The 13,960-nt window shown below is 68.4% G+C and carries 17 protein-coding genes; 6 read left to right on the top strand and 11 right to left on the bottom strand.

Features of this window, described 5'->3' with window-relative positions; genetic code table 11:
• Positions 1–29: 29 nt before the first annotated feature.
• The gene (locus ABD732_RS08500) at positions 30–260 is read right to left on the bottom strand and encodes a DUF1059 domain-containing protein (RefSeq protein WP_344782579.1); all 231 of its coding nucleotides are present in this window, start codon (positions 258–260) and stop codon (positions 30–32) included.
• A gap of 113 nt (positions 261–373) precedes the next feature.
• On the opposite strand from ABD732_RS08500, the gene ABD732_RS08495 reads away from it, so the two are divergent.
• On the top strand, positions 374–964 hold the full coding sequence (locus ABD732_RS08495) for a TetR/AcrR family transcriptional regulator (RefSeq protein ID WP_344782577.1): 591 nt from the start codon (positions 374–376) through the stop codon (positions 962–964).
• 16 nt (positions 965–980) lie between these two features.
• On the opposite strand, the gene ABD732_RS08490 is transcribed toward ABD732_RS08495, so the two are convergent.
• The 3 genes from ABD732_RS08490 to ABD732_RS08480 all read right to left on the bottom strand — a co-directional run bounded on the left by ABD732_RS08490 (position 981) and on the right by ABD732_RS08480 (position 2,918).
• Complete coding sequence (locus ABD732_RS08490) at positions 981–1,325, bottom strand: VOC family protein (protein ID WP_344782575.1); 345 nt, start codon at positions 1,323–1,325, stop codon at positions 981–983.
• 11 nt (positions 1,326–1,336) lie between these two features.
• Positions 1,337–2,146 (bottom strand): alpha/beta fold hydrolase, encoded by an 810-nt coding sequence (locus ABD732_RS08485; RefSeq protein ID WP_344782573.1) that lies wholly within the window; start codon positions 2,144–2,146, stop codon positions 1,337–1,339.
• 76 nt (positions 2,147–2,222) lie between these two features.
• Positions 2,223–2,918, bottom strand: a complete 696-nt coding sequence (locus tag ABD732_RS08480; RefSeq protein ID WP_344782790.1) for a FadR/GntR family transcriptional regulator — start codon at positions 2,916–2,918, stop codon at positions 2,223–2,225.
• 160 nt (positions 2,919–3,078) lie between these two features.
• Here ABD732_RS08480 and ABD732_RS08475 point away from each other — a divergent pair, with 160 nt between their 5' ends.
• Positions 3,079–4,884 carry a 2-isopropylmalate synthase gene (locus tag ABD732_RS08475; RefSeq protein WP_344782571.1) on the top strand — a complete coding sequence of 602 codons (1,806 nt, stop codon included), beginning with the start codon at positions 3,079–3,081 and terminating at the stop codon, positions 4,882–4,884.
• The gene (locus tag ABD732_RS08470; protein ID WP_344782569.1) at positions 4,881–5,690 is read left to right on the top strand and encodes an ABC transporter ATP-binding protein; all 810 of its coding nucleotides are present in this window, start codon (positions 4,881–4,883) and stop codon (positions 5,688–5,690) included. The genes ABD732_RS08475 and ABD732_RS08470 overlap by 4 nt, the downstream gene beginning before the upstream one ends.
• Here the strand turns inward: ABD732_RS08470 and ABD732_RS08465 are convergent.
• Positions 5,677–6,735, bottom strand: a complete 1,059-nt coding sequence (locus tag ABD732_RS08465) for an NAD-dependent epimerase/dehydratase family protein (protein ID WP_344782567.1) — start codon at positions 6,733–6,735, stop codon at positions 5,677–5,679. The two genes, ABD732_RS08470 and ABD732_RS08465, sit on opposite strands and share 14 nt — an antisense overlap.
• A gap of 74 nt (positions 6,736–6,809) precedes the next feature.
• Here ABD732_RS08465 and ABD732_RS08460 point away from each other — a divergent pair, with 74 nt between their 5' ends.
• Positions 6,810–7,592: a nuclear transport factor 2 family protein gene (locus ABD732_RS08460; protein ID WP_344782565.1), complete on the top strand. Its 783-nt coding sequence runs from the start codon at positions 6,810–6,812 to the stop codon at positions 7,590–7,592.
• Positions 7,593–7,637: 45 nt separating this feature from the next.
• On the opposite strand, the gene ABD732_RS08455 is transcribed toward ABD732_RS08460, so the two are convergent.
• Positions 7,638–8,210: a TetR/AcrR family transcriptional regulator gene (locus tag ABD732_RS08455; protein ID WP_344782563.1), complete on the bottom strand. Its 573-nt coding sequence runs from the start codon at positions 8,208–8,210 to the stop codon at positions 7,638–7,640.
• A 4-nt stretch (positions 8,211–8,214) separates the two neighbouring features.
• A complete protein-coding gene (locus ABD732_RS08450; protein ID WP_344782561.1) occupies positions 8,215–8,700 on the bottom strand; it encodes a hypothetical protein in 486 nt (161 codons plus the stop codon).
• Between the two features lie 128 nt (positions 8,701–8,828).
• Here ABD732_RS08450 and ABD732_RS08445 point away from each other — a divergent pair, with 128 nt between their 5' ends.
• Entirely contained in the window at positions 8,829–9,026 is a 198-nt protein-coding gene (locus ABD732_RS08445) for a hypothetical protein (protein ID WP_344782559.1), read from the top strand.
• A gap of 27 nt (positions 9,027–9,053) precedes the next feature.
• On the opposite strand, the gene ABD732_RS08440 is transcribed toward ABD732_RS08445, so the two are convergent.
• From ABD732_RS08440 to arfB, 4 genes are all read right to left on the bottom strand, one after another.
• The gene (locus tag ABD732_RS08440; protein ID WP_344782557.1) at positions 9,054–9,824 is read right to left on the bottom strand and encodes an SDR family NAD(P)-dependent oxidoreductase; all 771 of its coding nucleotides are present in this window, start codon (positions 9,822–9,824) and stop codon (positions 9,054–9,056) included.
• 42 nt (positions 9,825–9,866) lie between these two features.
• The gene (locus ABD732_RS08435) at positions 9,867–10,958 is read right to left on the bottom strand and encodes a phosphotransferase family protein (protein WP_344782555.1); all 1,092 of its coding nucleotides are present in this window, start codon (positions 10,956–10,958) and stop codon (positions 9,867–9,869) included.
• 5 nt (positions 10,959–10,963) lie between these two features.
• On the bottom strand, positions 10,964–12,088 hold the full coding sequence (locus tag ABD732_RS08430) for a TIGR03857 family LLM class F420-dependent oxidoreductase (RefSeq protein WP_344782553.1): 1,125 nt from the start codon (positions 12,086–12,088) through the stop codon (positions 10,964–10,966).
• A 95-nt stretch (positions 12,089–12,183) separates the two neighbouring features.
• A complete protein-coding gene (gene arfB, locus ABD732_RS08425) occupies positions 12,184–12,624 on the bottom strand; it encodes an alternative ribosome rescue aminoacyl-tRNA hydrolase ArfB (RefSeq protein WP_344782551.1) in 441 nt (146 codons plus the stop codon).
• 137 nt (positions 12,625–12,761) lie between these two features.
• Between arfB and ABD732_RS08420 the strand changes: the two genes are divergently transcribed.
• On the top strand, positions 12,762–13,787 hold the full coding sequence (locus tag ABD732_RS08420; RefSeq protein ID WP_344782549.1) for a DUF2804 domain-containing protein: 1,026 nt from the start codon (positions 12,762–12,764) through the stop codon (positions 13,785–13,787).
• Positions 13,788–13,960 lie beyond the last annotated feature (173 nt).

Here is a 13,960-nt window from a genome sequence, read left to right as displayed (position 1 = left end):
TCGGCTCCGGTGAGCTGAGGCTGCGAGCATCAGGGGAGGTCTGCGAAGGCCTTCTTGGTGCTGCGATACCAGCCCATCGCCTTGACGGGGTGCTTCCACCGCGCCGCCATCTCCTCACGGGCGGGCCCGTGCGCGGTGTCCCCGTTGCGAACGGCTTCGCGGAGGTGTCGGTCCTGTGCCTTGATGATGTCGTCGGCGGTCTCACCGTGCAGTTCGAACTGACACGGTCCTCCGAGTTGCTGGCAGGTCATCGTCTTCATCGGGTTCTCCTGTGCTTGTCGACGATATCGGCACGGTGCGTGTCGATCTATTTATTCTGGAGTGTGGGGGCCCGTCGTGTCAACGGCACGGCTCGTGCCGGTACGGTGAAGGTGTGAGTGGCGATACGACTGCACCCCGACGTCGCGGCGCCGAGCGCACCCGGGAGTTGCTCGAGGCGACTCTCGAGCTGGCGGAGGAGTCCGGCTACGGAGGCCTGACGATCGAAGCCGTCGCCCGGCGTGCCGGCGTCGGGAAGCACACCATCTATCGGCGATGGTCGAACATCGCAGAGTTGCTCCTCGACGCGCTCAGCCACGTGTGGATCAGCGATCTGGATTACCGCGGTGACGGGCCGGTTCGGGAGGACCTGCGCGAGCAGTTCCTCCGGTCGAGTCACGCGTTGTCCACGCCCCCGATCGGTCCGGTCTATCGGGCGGTCATCGCCGAAGCGCAATCGGATCCCGCCCTGCGCGAGCAATTGCACGAACGATTCCTCGCGACCGTCGAACAGCGGACGCTCGACCGGATCGAGCGAGCGCAGCGCGCCGGCGAATTGAATGCCGAAGTGGACCTGCGGTTCGCTGCGGAAGTCTTGAGCGGAACGCTCTACTATCGCTGGCTGCTGACGCCGCGCCCGGTCGACGAGGAAGCGATCGACGGTCTCCTCGACATGTTCACGGCGGCCTACGCGAGACGGGACTGATCTCGGTGCGGATCGGCTAGGTGTGCGTGCCGACGTTGACCACGCGCCCGGACGAGTCCCGGTAGAAGAAGCGGCGCACACCCCACTCCTCCGTGGACAGGGGATGGACGATCTCGACGCCGGTCTCGACCGCCGCGGCGTGGGCGGACTCGACGTCGTCGACGAAGACCGAGACGTCCGGGTTGACCGGAGCCGTGGCGTCAGTCGTCATCAGCCCGATCTGTCGGCCGGCGTCGTCGGCGAGGAACGCCACCCATCCCATGTCCATCACGACGTGCATTCCCAGCACCCGCGTGTGTTCGGTGATGGCGGCAGCGACGTCGTCGACGGTGAGGATGGGGGCGATGCGCTCGATCTTCATGCCTGACTCGATCACGATCCGTCGCTCCGGTCCAGAAGTAGTCGTGCGTGTACCCCGATCTCGGCCTCGAGCAGATCGACGGTGGCGTCGACCGCAGAGAGCATCGGCCAGTGGCCGGCCACGAGGTGTCTCCGTCGCCATCCGGAGGCTGATCGGGCGATCGGCGGTGCATCCCGCCAGGCTTCGTCGTGACCGCCGTCCCGCGTGAGTGCGACGTAGGTGGCGGTCTGTGTCTCGACCGGACCCGACAGCTGGGCGGGATCGGTGACGGTCCTGCCCGGGTGAGCGGTGAGCTTCGCGGCCAGATAGTCGCGGTCTGCCGGAGAAAGATCCGTCTGATGGTCGAGCATCGCGCGGGTGGGTGCCGCCCAGAGGCCTCCGGCCGCGTCGATGTCGTCGCGCTCCTGGGTGCGATCGTGCTCGGAGTCGCCCCAGTCGTCCAGCAGCGAACGCCCGGACGTCGGCAGGAAAGCGCCGATGTGGACGAGGCCGAGCTGCCGATCGGCGAGCCGATCTGCGACGGAGGCGGTGACCATCCCGGAGTAGGAGTGCGAGACGAGGACGACGGGTCGTGGGCCCTGGTTCTCAACGTGCTCGATGAGCTGCTCGACGTGGTCGTCGAGGCGGACGGAAGCGACGTCTGCAGGGGAGTCGCCCGCTCGGAGGCCGCGAAGGGTGATCGTATCGGCGTCCATGCCGCGGTCGATCAGGCGCTCCACGGTCGGTTCCCAGATCCAGGCGCCCATCCATGCTCCCGGCACGAGGAGGGTCTTCGTTCTCGAGGTGGCCATCACCGCTCCCAACTGATCGCCGTTTTGCATGCTCAGTCGACCGTAATCGCCACTGGTGATCGGAGACCAGCGTCCGGTTCGCGCTGCGACGGCGATCTGGCCGAGGTCAGGTGGTCGCTGTGGGGAACGAGTCGAGGGCGAGGGTGTCGCGCAGGGAGAGCAGATGAGCTCGGCTGTATCGGCCGGCCGCGGCCTCGTCGTGTTCCGCGATCGCGTCGGCGAGGTCGGCGTGCGCGTCCTGATCACGGTCGGTCCCGAACTCCTTGCGGATACGCAGCATCTCGATCATCGCCTCGCGTAGCCGCGGTGTGAAGCTGTCGAACAGCTCCAGGAGGATCGGATTGTGCGCTGCGGCGACGATCGCGCGGTGGAACGCAGTGTCCGTATCGACGTGACTCTCGATCTCGCTGCGGTGGTCGGCCCGGGTGGCGAGGGCGCGACGGATCGCGCGAAGGTCCGCGGGCGTCCGTCGTGCGGCGGCCAGTGCGGCGGCCTCGGACTCGATGGCGATGCGGGCCTCGATCACCGAGATGATGTCGGTGCGACGCAGGACCACGTCCCAGTCCTCCGGAGCATCGAGGGCGGTGACGAAGACGCCCGCGCCCTGCCGGGAGGTCACCACCCCGCGTCCGGCGAGCTGCCGGACCGCCTCGCGCACAGTCGATCTCCCGACCCCGAGCTGGGGAGCGAGCGTGGTCTCACCGGGAAGCTTCTCGCCGAGAGTCCATTCGCCCGACCGGATCCGGTCGAGCAGGAGGTCTGCGGCCTGATCGGCCAGTGGTCGTCGTGTCACTTGCCCCACGTTCGTCACCCATCTACTTGTCTGAGGAGTTGTGTTACAGTCTACCCGTGTTCTCGGTGGATCTCCTTCTTCTTCGCCGCGGCGGGGCTTAGCCGGACCGGCTCCCGACGCGGAGTCGAAAGCTGTGCCGGTCGAATCACTCATCCGAAGGAATCAGCACATGACCACGACCGCCTTTTCCCGCCTCTCGACGCCCGCCGGCCCCGTTCCCCGGGACGCGCCGGCGTGGAACCGGCAGCGCCGCTCGCAACTGCCCTCGTACCGCTACGCCGACGTCTACTCCCGCGTCGACGTTCCCCTGACCGAGCGCGACTGGCCCACGAAGCGTCTCACCGAAGCCCCGTTGTGGGTGCCGGTCGACCTGCGAGACGGCAATCAGGCGCTCGCCGAGCCGATGGACCCCGCGCGCAAGCGTCGCTTCTTCGAACTCATGGTGGCGATGGGCTACAAGGAGATCGAAGTCGGGTATCCGTCTGCCTCACAGACCGATTACGACTTCGTGCGGCTGATCGCCGACACGGACATCGCCCCCGATGATGTGACGATCGTGGTGTTCACACCGGCCCGCCGGGATCTCATCGAGCGCACCGTCGCCTCGATCCAGGGCATCGGCAACCCGGTCGTGATCCACATGTATACCGCGACGGCTCCCACCTGGCGCAGCACGGTGCTGGGCTACGAGCGGGAGGAACTCAAGCAGCTCATCCTGGCGGGTGGGCGCGATGTGCTCGAACTCGCGGGCGATATGGCGAACGTGCGCTTCGAGTTCTCGCCGGAAGTGTTCAATCTGACCGAACCCGATTACGTGCTCGACGTCTGCGACGCGATGACCGAGCTGTGGGCGGCCACACCCCAGCGGCCGGTGATCCTCAATCTGCCGGCCACCGTCGAGATCGCGACGCCGAACGTGTACGCCGACCAGATCGAGTACATGCACAAGAACCTCGCTCGCCGGAACTCGGTGATCCTGTCCGTGCACCCACACAACGACCGCGGCACGGGGATCGCCTGCGCGGAACTCGCCGTCCTCGCGGGGGCACAGCGCGTCGAGGGATGCATCTTCGGCAACGGGGAGCGCACGGGAAATGTCGACATCGCCACCCTCGCACTGAATCTCCACGCTCAGGGCATCGACCCGATGATCGACTTCTCCGACATCGACGAGATCCGTCGCACCGTCGAGTACTGCAACCGGTTGGAGGTGCATCCGCGTCACCCCTACGTCGGTGACCTCGTCCACACCGCATTCAGCGGCACGCACCAGGACGCGATCAAGAAGGGCTTCGCCGAGCATCGGGCCCGGGCGCAGGCCGAGGCGCGATCCGAGCGGGAGATCGACTGGCGGGTGCCCTATCTGCCGATCGACCCTGCCGACATCGGACGCGACTACGACGCGGTGATTCGCGTGAACTCTCAGTCCGGCAAGGGCGGCATCGCCTACCTGCTCGAAGCCGAGTACGGCATCGAGCTGCCCCGCAGACTGCAGATCGACTTCGCCCGTCACGTTCAGCAGCACACCGACGTCACCGGCAGTGAGGTCACCGGCGCCGAACTGTGGAGCGTCTTCCAGGCGATCTACCTCCCTGCGCACCCGGGCGACGAGCGTGTCGCCCTGATCGGATGCGAGACGTCGGACTCGACCGGTCACGCCCGCGTCGAGATCGTTCTGCGCGTCGACGGGCGGGAGTACGTCGACGCGCACAGCGGTGTGGGGCCGGTCGAGGCTCTGACCACCTCGCTGGCGGCACACGGCATCCGGGTCGAGATCCTCGGACTGCATCAGACCAGTGTCGGTGCGGGCAGTGACAGCGAAGCCCTGACCCTGATCGAGCAGCGCTGCGGCGGCGAGACCGTCTGGACCGCGGGCCGCGGGCGATCGGTACTCGCGGCGAGCTTGTCCGCGGTGATGTCAGCAGCCGCACGCGTCATCGCCGATCGCGACCATGGAACCGAGGAGTGCGCGTGACCGGCCGTGAGATCCTTCGTCTCGAAGCCGTCGACTTCGTCCGGGAATCGCGGCAGATCCTCACCGGCATCGACCTGACCGTCCGTGCGGGGGAGCGCTGGGCCCTGATCGGTCCGAACGGAGCGGGCAAGAGCACCGTCTTGAGCCTGTGCGGCGCGGTGAATCACCCCACTCGCGGAAGTGTTCACGTGCTCGGACGCATGCTGGGCCGGGTCGACATCCGGGAGCTGCGCGAGTCCATCGGACACGTCAACCCGCGCCATTCGCTCAGCTCACCGCTCACGGTCCGGCAGGTGATTTTCACCGGTGCGACCGGCACGGTCGAGCTCCTGCCCCGCTGGAGTCCGGATGCCGCCACCGGAGCCCGTGCCGACGAGCTGATCGAGATGCTCGGACTCGCTCAGCTCGCGGCGGCGACCTGGCCGACGCTGTCGCAGGGGGAGAGGGGACGTGCGCTCATCGCACGTGCTTTACTGCCCGACCCTGCGCTTCTGCTGCTGGACGAGCCGTCCACCGGACTCGACGTGGCCGCGCGAGAGCAGTTCCTCGCCACCGTCGACCAGCTGCACCGGGCGCGCCCCGACCTCGCCACCATCCTGGTGACCCATCACCTCGAGGAACTCCCCGCCACGACGACCCACGCGATGCTCATCAAGGGTGGCCGTCGTCATGCATCGGGGCCGGCGCACGGGGTCCTGACGACGGACCGGGTGAGCGAGTGCTTCGACCACCCGATCGAGATCGAGCACCGGGCCGGCCGGTGGCAGGCGCGGACCGTACAGGAGTGTTCGGCTACACGGCGCTGACGGGAGTGGCCCGAACGTCGGTGCTCAGGTGCGGGGCGGTCGACGCAGCCCGCGACGATCGGCCGCGTGCCAGCTGTCCCGCGCTGACGAAGTGCGACGCCAGATCGCGGACGGTGTCCTCGGTCGTCCGTGGGCGGTAGCCGAGCTCGTCGGCGGCCTTCGAGCAGTCGACCCGCGGCGACGAGGTGACCGCGGCCAGCGAGGCGCGGGTGAGCAGGTCGGAACCGAACGCCGCCGAGATCGGTTCGACCAACGGCATGATCGCCGCCAGTCCGGACAACGGCAGAGCGACGATCGGGCCCCGGCGTCCGCACTGCCGCGCGGTGTCCCGCGCGAGATCCACCAGCTGCCGGTAGTGCCCGCCGATCAAGTAGTTCTCGCCGGTGCGGCCCCTGTCTGCTGCGGCGACGAGCCCTGCGGCGACGTCGCGGACGTCCACGAAATCGAAGCCGCCGCGGATGAAGGCGGGCACCCGTCCGCGTGCCGCGTCGCGCAGGATGCCGTTGATGCGCGACAAGGGGGCTGCGTCGGTGGGGCCGAAAACCGCGGTGGGATTGCAGATCACGGCATCCAGGCCGCGGTCGATGACCGCCCGTAGTTCCTGTTCACCGGCGTACTTGGACCGGTCGTAGACCGGCAAGTCCGGTGACACCGATCGGAGGGAGTTCTCGTCGAGCTGGTCGCCGGCCGCATGCTGGTCGAAGGAGTGAATCGAACTGCAATGCACCATCCTGGTCACGCCGGCATCGAGTGCGGCCTCTGCGACGACCCGCACGCCTTCGGTGTTGATCCGCCATGCGTGATCGTTCCGGTGGGCCAGCGTGATGACGGCCACCAGGTGGTACACGACGTCGACTCCGGCCAGCGCCGCCCGCATCGCGTCGGGGTCCAGGATGTCGGCCACCACGGCGCTCACGCCCGACCGAGCCTCGCCCCCCGACGGAACCATCCGGTCGATGGCCACGACTTCGTGCCCGTCGAGCAGGAGGAGGTCGACCAGGTTGGTTCCCACGAACCCATTGGCACCGGTTACTGCGACCTTCATGTCGTCTCTCTTCATACTCGGCGAATCACTTGTAGAATTAGAACATGTTCTACTTTATGGGAGGGTAACCGAGGATGCCGACGAAACGGGAAATGCTCGCCGCGGTCGACGGGTCGCCTGCCGCGGTCGCCGATCACGACAAGGAGCGCTGGCTGTCGTTGTTCGCGCCGACGGCGGTCGTGAACGACCCGGTCGGTTCTGCGCCGCATCGGGGCGGGGCGCAGCTGTCACGCTTCTACGACACGTTCATCGCCCCGAACACCGTCCGCTTCCACGTGGACCACGACATCGTCTGCGGTGACGACGTCCTCCGTGACCTCACCCTCGAGATCGAGATGAGCGATCGGGTCACTCTGTCGGTACCGGCGCATCTTCGATACGCGATGATCGCGGACATGCGGATCGACGGGCTGTACGCGCACTGGGAGTTGCCGGCGATGGTCGCCCAGCTCGCCGGCAAGGGGCTTCCGGCCGCCGCGGTGTCGGGCCGACTCACCGTGGGCCTGCTGGGCAATCAACGGCTCGGCGGCACCGTGGGGTTCGCGCGCGGATTCCTCGGGGTGGGCGGCCGCACCAAGCGACGCGCCGGCGAATTGCTCGCCGTGCTCGGCGCGGGCGATCACGCGAATGCCGCAGGTGAGTTCACCGACGACCCGACACTCCGCTTCGGCGAGGAAACGCTGAACTCGCCGGCCGAACTCGGCGCACGCCTCGCCGGTTGGCGGCCGGCCGGCAAGACCATTGCGGCGGGCCGGATCGTCTCGGCGACGTTGACCGACGGTCAGTCGTACGCGGTGGCGATGCTGGAGTACTCGGGACGCAGGGTGTCGTCGGTGTCGGTGTTCGTGGACTGCTGATGCCGCGACTGGGACCAGGGGGGGGCGGCCTTCGAGCCCGGTTGATCAGCTCGGCAGGTGCTGGCCGGTGGCCATCAGCAGCCCGGTGATCGCAGTCTGCAGTTCCTCCGGCGTCGGGGAGGGCAGATTCTCGTGGCCGTGGATGTAGCCGATCCCGGCGTAGACCAGCAGCCCGGCCACCAGTCGTGACTGACTCTCGCTCATGTCCAGTTCGCAGAGTGTCGCGTAGACGACGTTGAAGACCTCGCCGTCGATCGCTTTGACGGTCTCGGCGACCTGCTCGTTGGTGCGGGCCCAATCGCGGATGGCGGTTTCCACCGTCAGGTGGCTCTCGCTGATCAGCATCGTCGACAAATCGACCAGTCGGCGATCGGCGGGGATCTCGGTCAGCACGCGCAGCTCGGCGAGGCGGCCGCTGGTGATCTCGCGCCACCGCTCGGCCATCGCCTCCCAGAGCGCGTCGAGATCGGCGAAGTGCCAGTAGAAGCTGCCCTTGGTGACACCGAGTTCGGTACAGAGCCGACTGATCTTGAGGCCGCTGACACCTTCGGTGGTGATCAGCGCGAGTGCAGCGTCGACCCAGTCGGTCGACGTCAGCCGGGTGGTCTTGCGGGCCATGACCTCAGTATGCCTGGCGGACGTCCCCGAGTAGGGCATCGCGGACGTGTTGGACCACCGCGGCATCGGTGAGAAGAGTGAAGTGATGCGCGGTCCTTCCGGCCCGTCCAGCGTCCAGGAAGCGGTTGTCCATACCGTCGACGGCAGCCGTGAACGGGTCGCTGACCAGCAGGTCCGTCGGTGAGATGACGTTGGTGTACTGAACACCGCGCGTCGGCAACCCTGCCCGGTGCAGGTCGCGGAGCAGGTCCGAGCCACGCACCAGTTCCCGGCAGCCGCCGCACCACGGGTCGATGAGCGGCTTCTCCAGAGACAGGATCGCGTCGTAGGTGCCGAGGCGGCGGCTGATGTCCTCGGTGTCGCCGAGGAAGCCGATGTTGGTGCCGCGCCAGATCGGGCCGACGGTGATGAGCCGATCGATGGGGGCGGCGGTGCGCTCGCGCTGCACGATGCGCTGGGCCACCAGACCGCCGGCGCCCTGCGCGACCACCGTCCACCCCGCCGAGTCGGGGCGCTGTTCGGCCCGCAGCTGCCGGGCGACCTGGGCCGCACTCTCGTCCGGAGACCTTCACCATCGACGCCCCCGGCGAGTTCCACCTGGAGATGCGGGTCAGGCAGGTGCTTCAGTCGCACTCGCTGATCGAGGAGGTGCCGATCGTCGGCTCCAAGGTCATGCGCCCCCTGGTCGACCGTCTGGTCGGCAAGCCCGGCTACTTCCGCTTCCAGTCCGACTTCACCTTGACGGTGCATCAGGACGACGGCTCGGTGGAGACCGTCGAGGGCAGCACCCTTCACGAGCTCGTCGCACTGAGCTGACGGTGAGGGCTGACCGCCGGTCCGCCCTCACATCAAGGCGGCCAATCGCTTGAGCAGGTCGGGGTAGCGACGGGTGTGAGCGCCCCCGTTGACGTCGAACGCTGCGCCGGTGATCCAGGAAGCGTCGTCGGACAGCAGGAACTGCGCCATCGCGGCGATCTCGCCGGGCCGGCCGCTCCGGCCCAGCGGGGTGTTCTCCAGAAACTCCTCCCGCATCCCGGGAACCAGATAGATGCCTTCGACCAGCGGTGTGTCGACCAGACCCGGTGAGATGGCGTTGACGCGGATGCCGCGGTCGCCGAGCTCCATGGCGGCCACTTCGGTCAGCATCAACACGCCCGCCTTCGCCGTGCAGTACGCGGCCATGCCGGTCCCCGGCTGGCGTCCGTTGAGCGAGGCGAGCGTGACGATGGCCCCGCCGTCCACCACATGCCGTGCCGCGTACTTCAGGACGAGGAAGGCGCCGGTCTGGCAGACCGACAGCGTCGCGTTCCAGTCGTCCAGGCTCATGTCGGCGATCGCGCCCGCCGTGGAGACGCCGGCGCTGTTGACCACCCCTCGTGGTCGGGCGTGGTCGGCGACCACCCGGTCGAACAGGTCGCTGACGGACTGCTCGTCGGCCACGTCGACCCTCGCCGACGCGGCCGGTCCGCCGAGCTCGGCGGCCCGCTCGGCCGCCGCGGCGCCGTCGATGTCGGCGACCACGACGGTGTCTCCGGCCTCGTGCAGGCGCTGCGCCGTCGCGAATCCGATTCCCGAGGCGCCGCCGATGACGATGACGGGTGCTGGTGAGGTCATGGTCGTCTCCGGTCTTCTGGGGTGTTCTGACAGGTCATGCGATCACGGCCGCGCATCGATGAGGCCGAGTGCGTCGTGGCGCGCGATCGCCTCGCAGGCGCGGATGAGCATGGTCGACATGATGGCGTCGGCGCGATCGGTACGGTCGGCGAACGCATATCCGAGGGTCGGCACCAGCACGGCTTGCAGGAGCCCCAGACGGTAGTCCTCCCAGCACGTCTCGACGTCGTAGCCGGTGATGCCGTACTCGTCGACGAGTACCCGGTGATACTCCTCGACGAGGCGTCGGTCGAGGGCATCGCGCTGTTCGGAGACCAGACTGGTCGCGAGGAAGTAGGCCAGGTCGCGGGCGGGGAGCCCGACGGCGAGAGTCTGCCAGTCGATCACCGTGACCTCTGATGACTCGGCGTGGAACAGCAGGTTGTCCGATCGGTAGTCGCTGTGGAGGAGGGCGAAACGCTCAGGACGCGACAGCAGCCACGGTCCGACGGCGGCCGCTGATCGGCGAAGCACCTCGGTGTGCGCCGGCCCCAGGACGTCGCCGAGGCGATCGACGGTGATTCCGGCGGCCATCACCGTCACCTCGCCGAGGCCGTATGCCGTCTGCTCGTCGGCCAGCGGCATCGCGGTGGAAGTGAACGAGGTGAGGGACGGATCGCACCACAGCGGCCCGTGGAGCGCGGCGAGGGCCCGCACCGCGTGCACCGCCTGCTCGTTCGTGCAGCCGTCGATCTGATCGCTCTGCTCGTGACCGTCCATATGGGCGAGGACGAGCGCGAACGTCTGCCCGTCATCGGAGATCGACCGGTGGAAACACGCCGGAGTAGGAATCTCGACGCGGTCGAGCACATCGGCGTAGAACGCGATCTCGGACCGGTAGCCCAGACTCACCCGTTCCCGGATCGCGTGGTTCTCGGAGGCGAGTTTGACCACCAGGTGATCGGGAACGCCGCCGGGGTTCGCCGCGTACCGAGCGCGCACCGAGTAGGCCGATCCGGTGAGCCCGGCGCCCAGCGGCCGCACCTCCACCGAGTCGACGCGCACCGGGTCGGGGGCATCGCCGGTGAGTGCGGCCGACAACCACTCGGCGGTGATGTCGTCGGGAGACCGGGGGATCGCTGTATCGGTGGACACGGAAGTCACATCCTTCGTCGGGAGCGGCCGGGGTTGCGCGGCAGCGTGTCGAATCGCCGAGCGTCGCGGACCGTACGCCAGGCGGGCAGCACCGGCTCGAGTTCGCGGGGCGTCGCCCCGTGCAGGATGACGCTGTCGGCCCCGTGGTCGAACTGGTCGGAGATCCGGGCGCAGCACTGCGCGGCGGTCCCTGTCGCCGACGCCGCCAGCCATTCGCCGGGGAGCAGTTCGGCCACCTGTGCGAGTTGTTCCGGGGTGGCGACGGCGTCGATGGCCCCGGTGAAACTGCGGACCAGTTCGTCCTCGCGGAATGCGGTGAGCGCTGCGGAGTCCCACCGATTGGCCGCGGCCAGCACGTCGCCGTATCCCTGGAGGTAGCTGGCGAGCCTGCCGATCAGTTTGCGCTGCGCGGCGGCTTCGTCGATCCAGTCGCCGACCACGGCGAGCACCGACCACACGCGGACCGACGACGGGTCGCGTCCGGCGTCGGCCGCCGCGTTCTTGACGATCTCGACGCTGCGGGCCAGGGCGTCGTCGGTCATGAAGGTGTGCAGGACGACCGCGTCGGCCACGCGGCCGGCGAACTCGAGAGTTCGCGGACCGATGGCGACCAGGGCGACGGGGATGTCCTCGTCGAACGTCGGATCCAGAGACAGATACGGGAAGGTGCCTGCGGGACCGTCGTGGCCGATGAGTGCCTCGCCGCGCCACAAGGCCCGGTAGATGCCGATGGCATCCGCCATCCGGGCGGACGTGACACGCGGCAGGTTCATCACGTCGAACAGGGGATCGAATCCCCGCCCGAGACCGAGGGTGAACCGCCCCTCGCTCATCCGGTGCGCGGTGGTCGCCATGTTCGCGGTGACCAGTGGGTGCCGCGTGTTGTGATTCGTCGCGGCGGTGGCGATTCCGAGGCGTTCGCCGGCCGCGACGGCCGCGCCGGTGAGCACGGCGGCGTCCTTGGTGTTGAATCGCTCGGAGAGGAACACCGCGCCGAGACCGAGCCGTTCGGCGTGGGCGACTTCGCCGATCAGATCGCGCGGTGTGGCGGAGTGTCCGGCGAGGCCGTAGAAGCCGAGTTCGGGCAGTGGGTGTCCGGGCGTCTGGTCTTCGGGCGTCGCGGCGGGCATGTGTCTCTTTCAGGCCGGCGATCAGGCGTTCTGGACGCCACTCTAGACGACTGTCCATCGGCCGGAGGGCGTCTTGACCCGACTGATGCGGGTGGTCAGTCCGCCGCCGGCCGCTGCCGGTTCGCTTTGAGGGTGCCGCGCCGGGTCTTGGCGTCGAGCCGCCGTCGCTGGGACCCTCTCGTCGGGCGGGTGGGTCGTCGCGGAGTGGCCGGGGCGACGGCATCGCGCAGGAGGTCGGCGAGTCGTTGCCGCGCCGCGACGCGATTGCGGCGCTGGGCGCGCTCCTCCGACGCGGCGATCGTGAGGATGCTGCCGTCGAGCCGTGCCGCGAGACTGCGGAGTGCCCGTGCGCGCTGCGCGTCGTCCAGAGCCGTCGTCGTCGCCAGGTCGAGACCGAGCTGGACGCGGGAATCGGTGGTGTTGACGCCCTGTCCTCCGGGACCGGACGAGCGGGAGAACTGTTCGATCAACTCCGATGCCGGTACCCGGAGGCCGTGCGGCGCTCCGGGACCCGGCGGTATGAGCAGATCGTCCATGACCGCCATTCTCGCCGGACCCGCATGATCTGGCCAATGAGATTGTCGACGGCGCCGGTCGCCGGCGGGCGAGGTGACGCGCCCAGGCTCTGTCGTGACGTCCGTAGACTCGTCGCCATGACAGCGGTGGCCGAGACGTGAACCCCGACGATCAGCCGAACCGTGAACGCGAACTCACCGAGCGGGTTTCCCTGACCGATCCGGAGGGGCGGTTGAACCGGGCGGCCGTCGGCTTCGCACGCTGGCCCCTTGTCGAAACCACCGGAATCGGCCGCGGCCTGCGCGGGCGCGGACGCAACAAGCGCTGGGAGTACTGGAACGTCATCACCCCGACGCACATCGCGGCGCTGACGGTGTCGTCGATCGACTACGCCGCCGTGCACGAGGTGTGGATCTACGATCGCGTCACCGGTGAGGAGGTCGGGCGGTCGGCCACGGTCATCCCGCCGTTCGGGGTCGAGCTGCCGGGGTCGCTCGGCGGCGGACCGGTCCGAGCTCGCACCAAGAACCTCGCGATCGACTTCACCCCGATGTCCGACGACAGGACTCGCCTGCGCGCCACCATCCCCGACGCGGTGATCGACGTCGTCGTCAGCCGACCCGCCGCCCACGACTGTCTGGCCGTCGTGGTGCCGTGGAGCGACACCCGCTTCCAGTACACGGTGAAGGACGTCGCCTTGCCGGCGTCGGGGTCGCTGACCGTCGAAGAGGTGGAGCACCACCTGCCCGACGGGCAGTCGTGGGCGGTGCTCGATCACGGCCGTGGCCGCTGGCCCTACGACATCACCTGGAACTGGGGCGCCGGATCCGGCCGGTCGCACGGACGGACCATCGGACTGCAGGTCGGCGGCAAGTGGACCGCCGGGACCGGCGTGACCGAGAACGGCGTCGTGGTGGACGGCCGTCTGCACAAGATCGGCGCGGAACTGCGCTGGGAGTACTCGACCGACGACTTCCTCGCCCCGTGGCGCGTCCACGGCGGGGGCCTGGACGCGGAGCTGATTCCCTTCCACGACAAGCGGAGCCGGACCAACCTCGGTGTGCTGTCCGGGGCCACGGACCAGTGTTTCGGGCGCTGGTCGGGAACCTTCGACACCGGCGTCGAGCTGATCGAGTTCGAGGACCTGGTCGGTTTCGCCGAACACGTCCACAACCGGTGGTAGCTGAGTCGATCCCGCTGTTCGCTCATTGAGCCGGGCGAGGCGTTCCTGTTTCGCTCGTTGCTTCGCTCGTTGCTTCGCTCGTTGAGCCGGACGAGGCGTTAGCCGAGCTCGTGTCGAAACGACACTGGTTCCGACTGGGCTCGTTGTTTCGCTCGTTGAGCCGGACGAGGCGT

Origin of the sequence: Gordonia caeni, assembly GCF_039537105.1 — a bacterium.
GTDB classification, from domain to species: domain Bacteria; phylum Actinomycetota; class Actinomycetes; order Mycobacteriales; family Mycobacteriaceae; genus Gordonia; species Gordonia caeni.
Note: the sequence above shows the minus strand (reverse complement) of the source record. Positions and strands in the feature narration are given on the sequence as shown.

Excerpts from the sequence above, each read along its gene's own strand:
- arfB (WP_344782551.1), bottom strand. The coding sequence starts at position 12,624 with ATGGACGATCTGCTCATACCGCCGGGTCCCGGAGCGCCGCACGGCCTC.
- ABD732_RS08440 (WP_344782557.1), bottom strand. The coding sequence starts at position 9,824 with ATGACCTCACCAGCACCCGTCATCGTCATCGGCGGCGCCTCGGGAATC.
- ABD732_RS08465 (WP_344782567.1), bottom strand. The coding sequence starts at position 6,735 with ATGAAGGTCGCAGTAACCGGTGCCAATGGGTTCGTGGGAACCAACCTG.
- ABD732_RS08475 (WP_344782571.1), top strand. The coding sequence starts at position 3,079 with ATGACCACGACCGCCTTTTCCCGCCTCTCGACGCCCGCCGGCCCCGTT.
- ABD732_RS08500 (WP_344782579.1), bottom strand. The coding sequence starts at position 260 with ATGAAGACGATGACCTGCCAGCAACTCGGAGGACCGTGTCAGTTCGAA.
- ABD732_RS08430 (WP_344782553.1), bottom strand. The coding sequence starts at position 12,088 with ATGCCCGCCGCGACGCCCGAAGACCAGACGCCCGGACACCCACTGCCC.
- ABD732_RS08460 (WP_344782565.1), top strand. The coding sequence starts at position 6,810 with ATGCCGACGAAACGGGAAATGCTCGCCGCGGTCGACGGGTCGCCTGCC.
- ABD732_RS08490 (WP_344782575.1), bottom strand. The coding sequence starts at position 1,325 with ATGAAGATCGAGCGCATCGCCCCCATCCTCACCGTCGACGACGTCGCT.
- ABD732_RS08455 (WP_344782563.1), bottom strand. The coding sequence starts at position 8,210 with ATGGCCCGCAAGACCACCCGGCTGACGTCGACCGACTGGGTCGACGCT.
- ABD732_RS08485 (WP_344782573.1), bottom strand. The coding sequence starts at position 2,146 with ATGCAAAACGGCGATCAGTTGGGAGCGGTGATGGCCACCTCGAGAACG.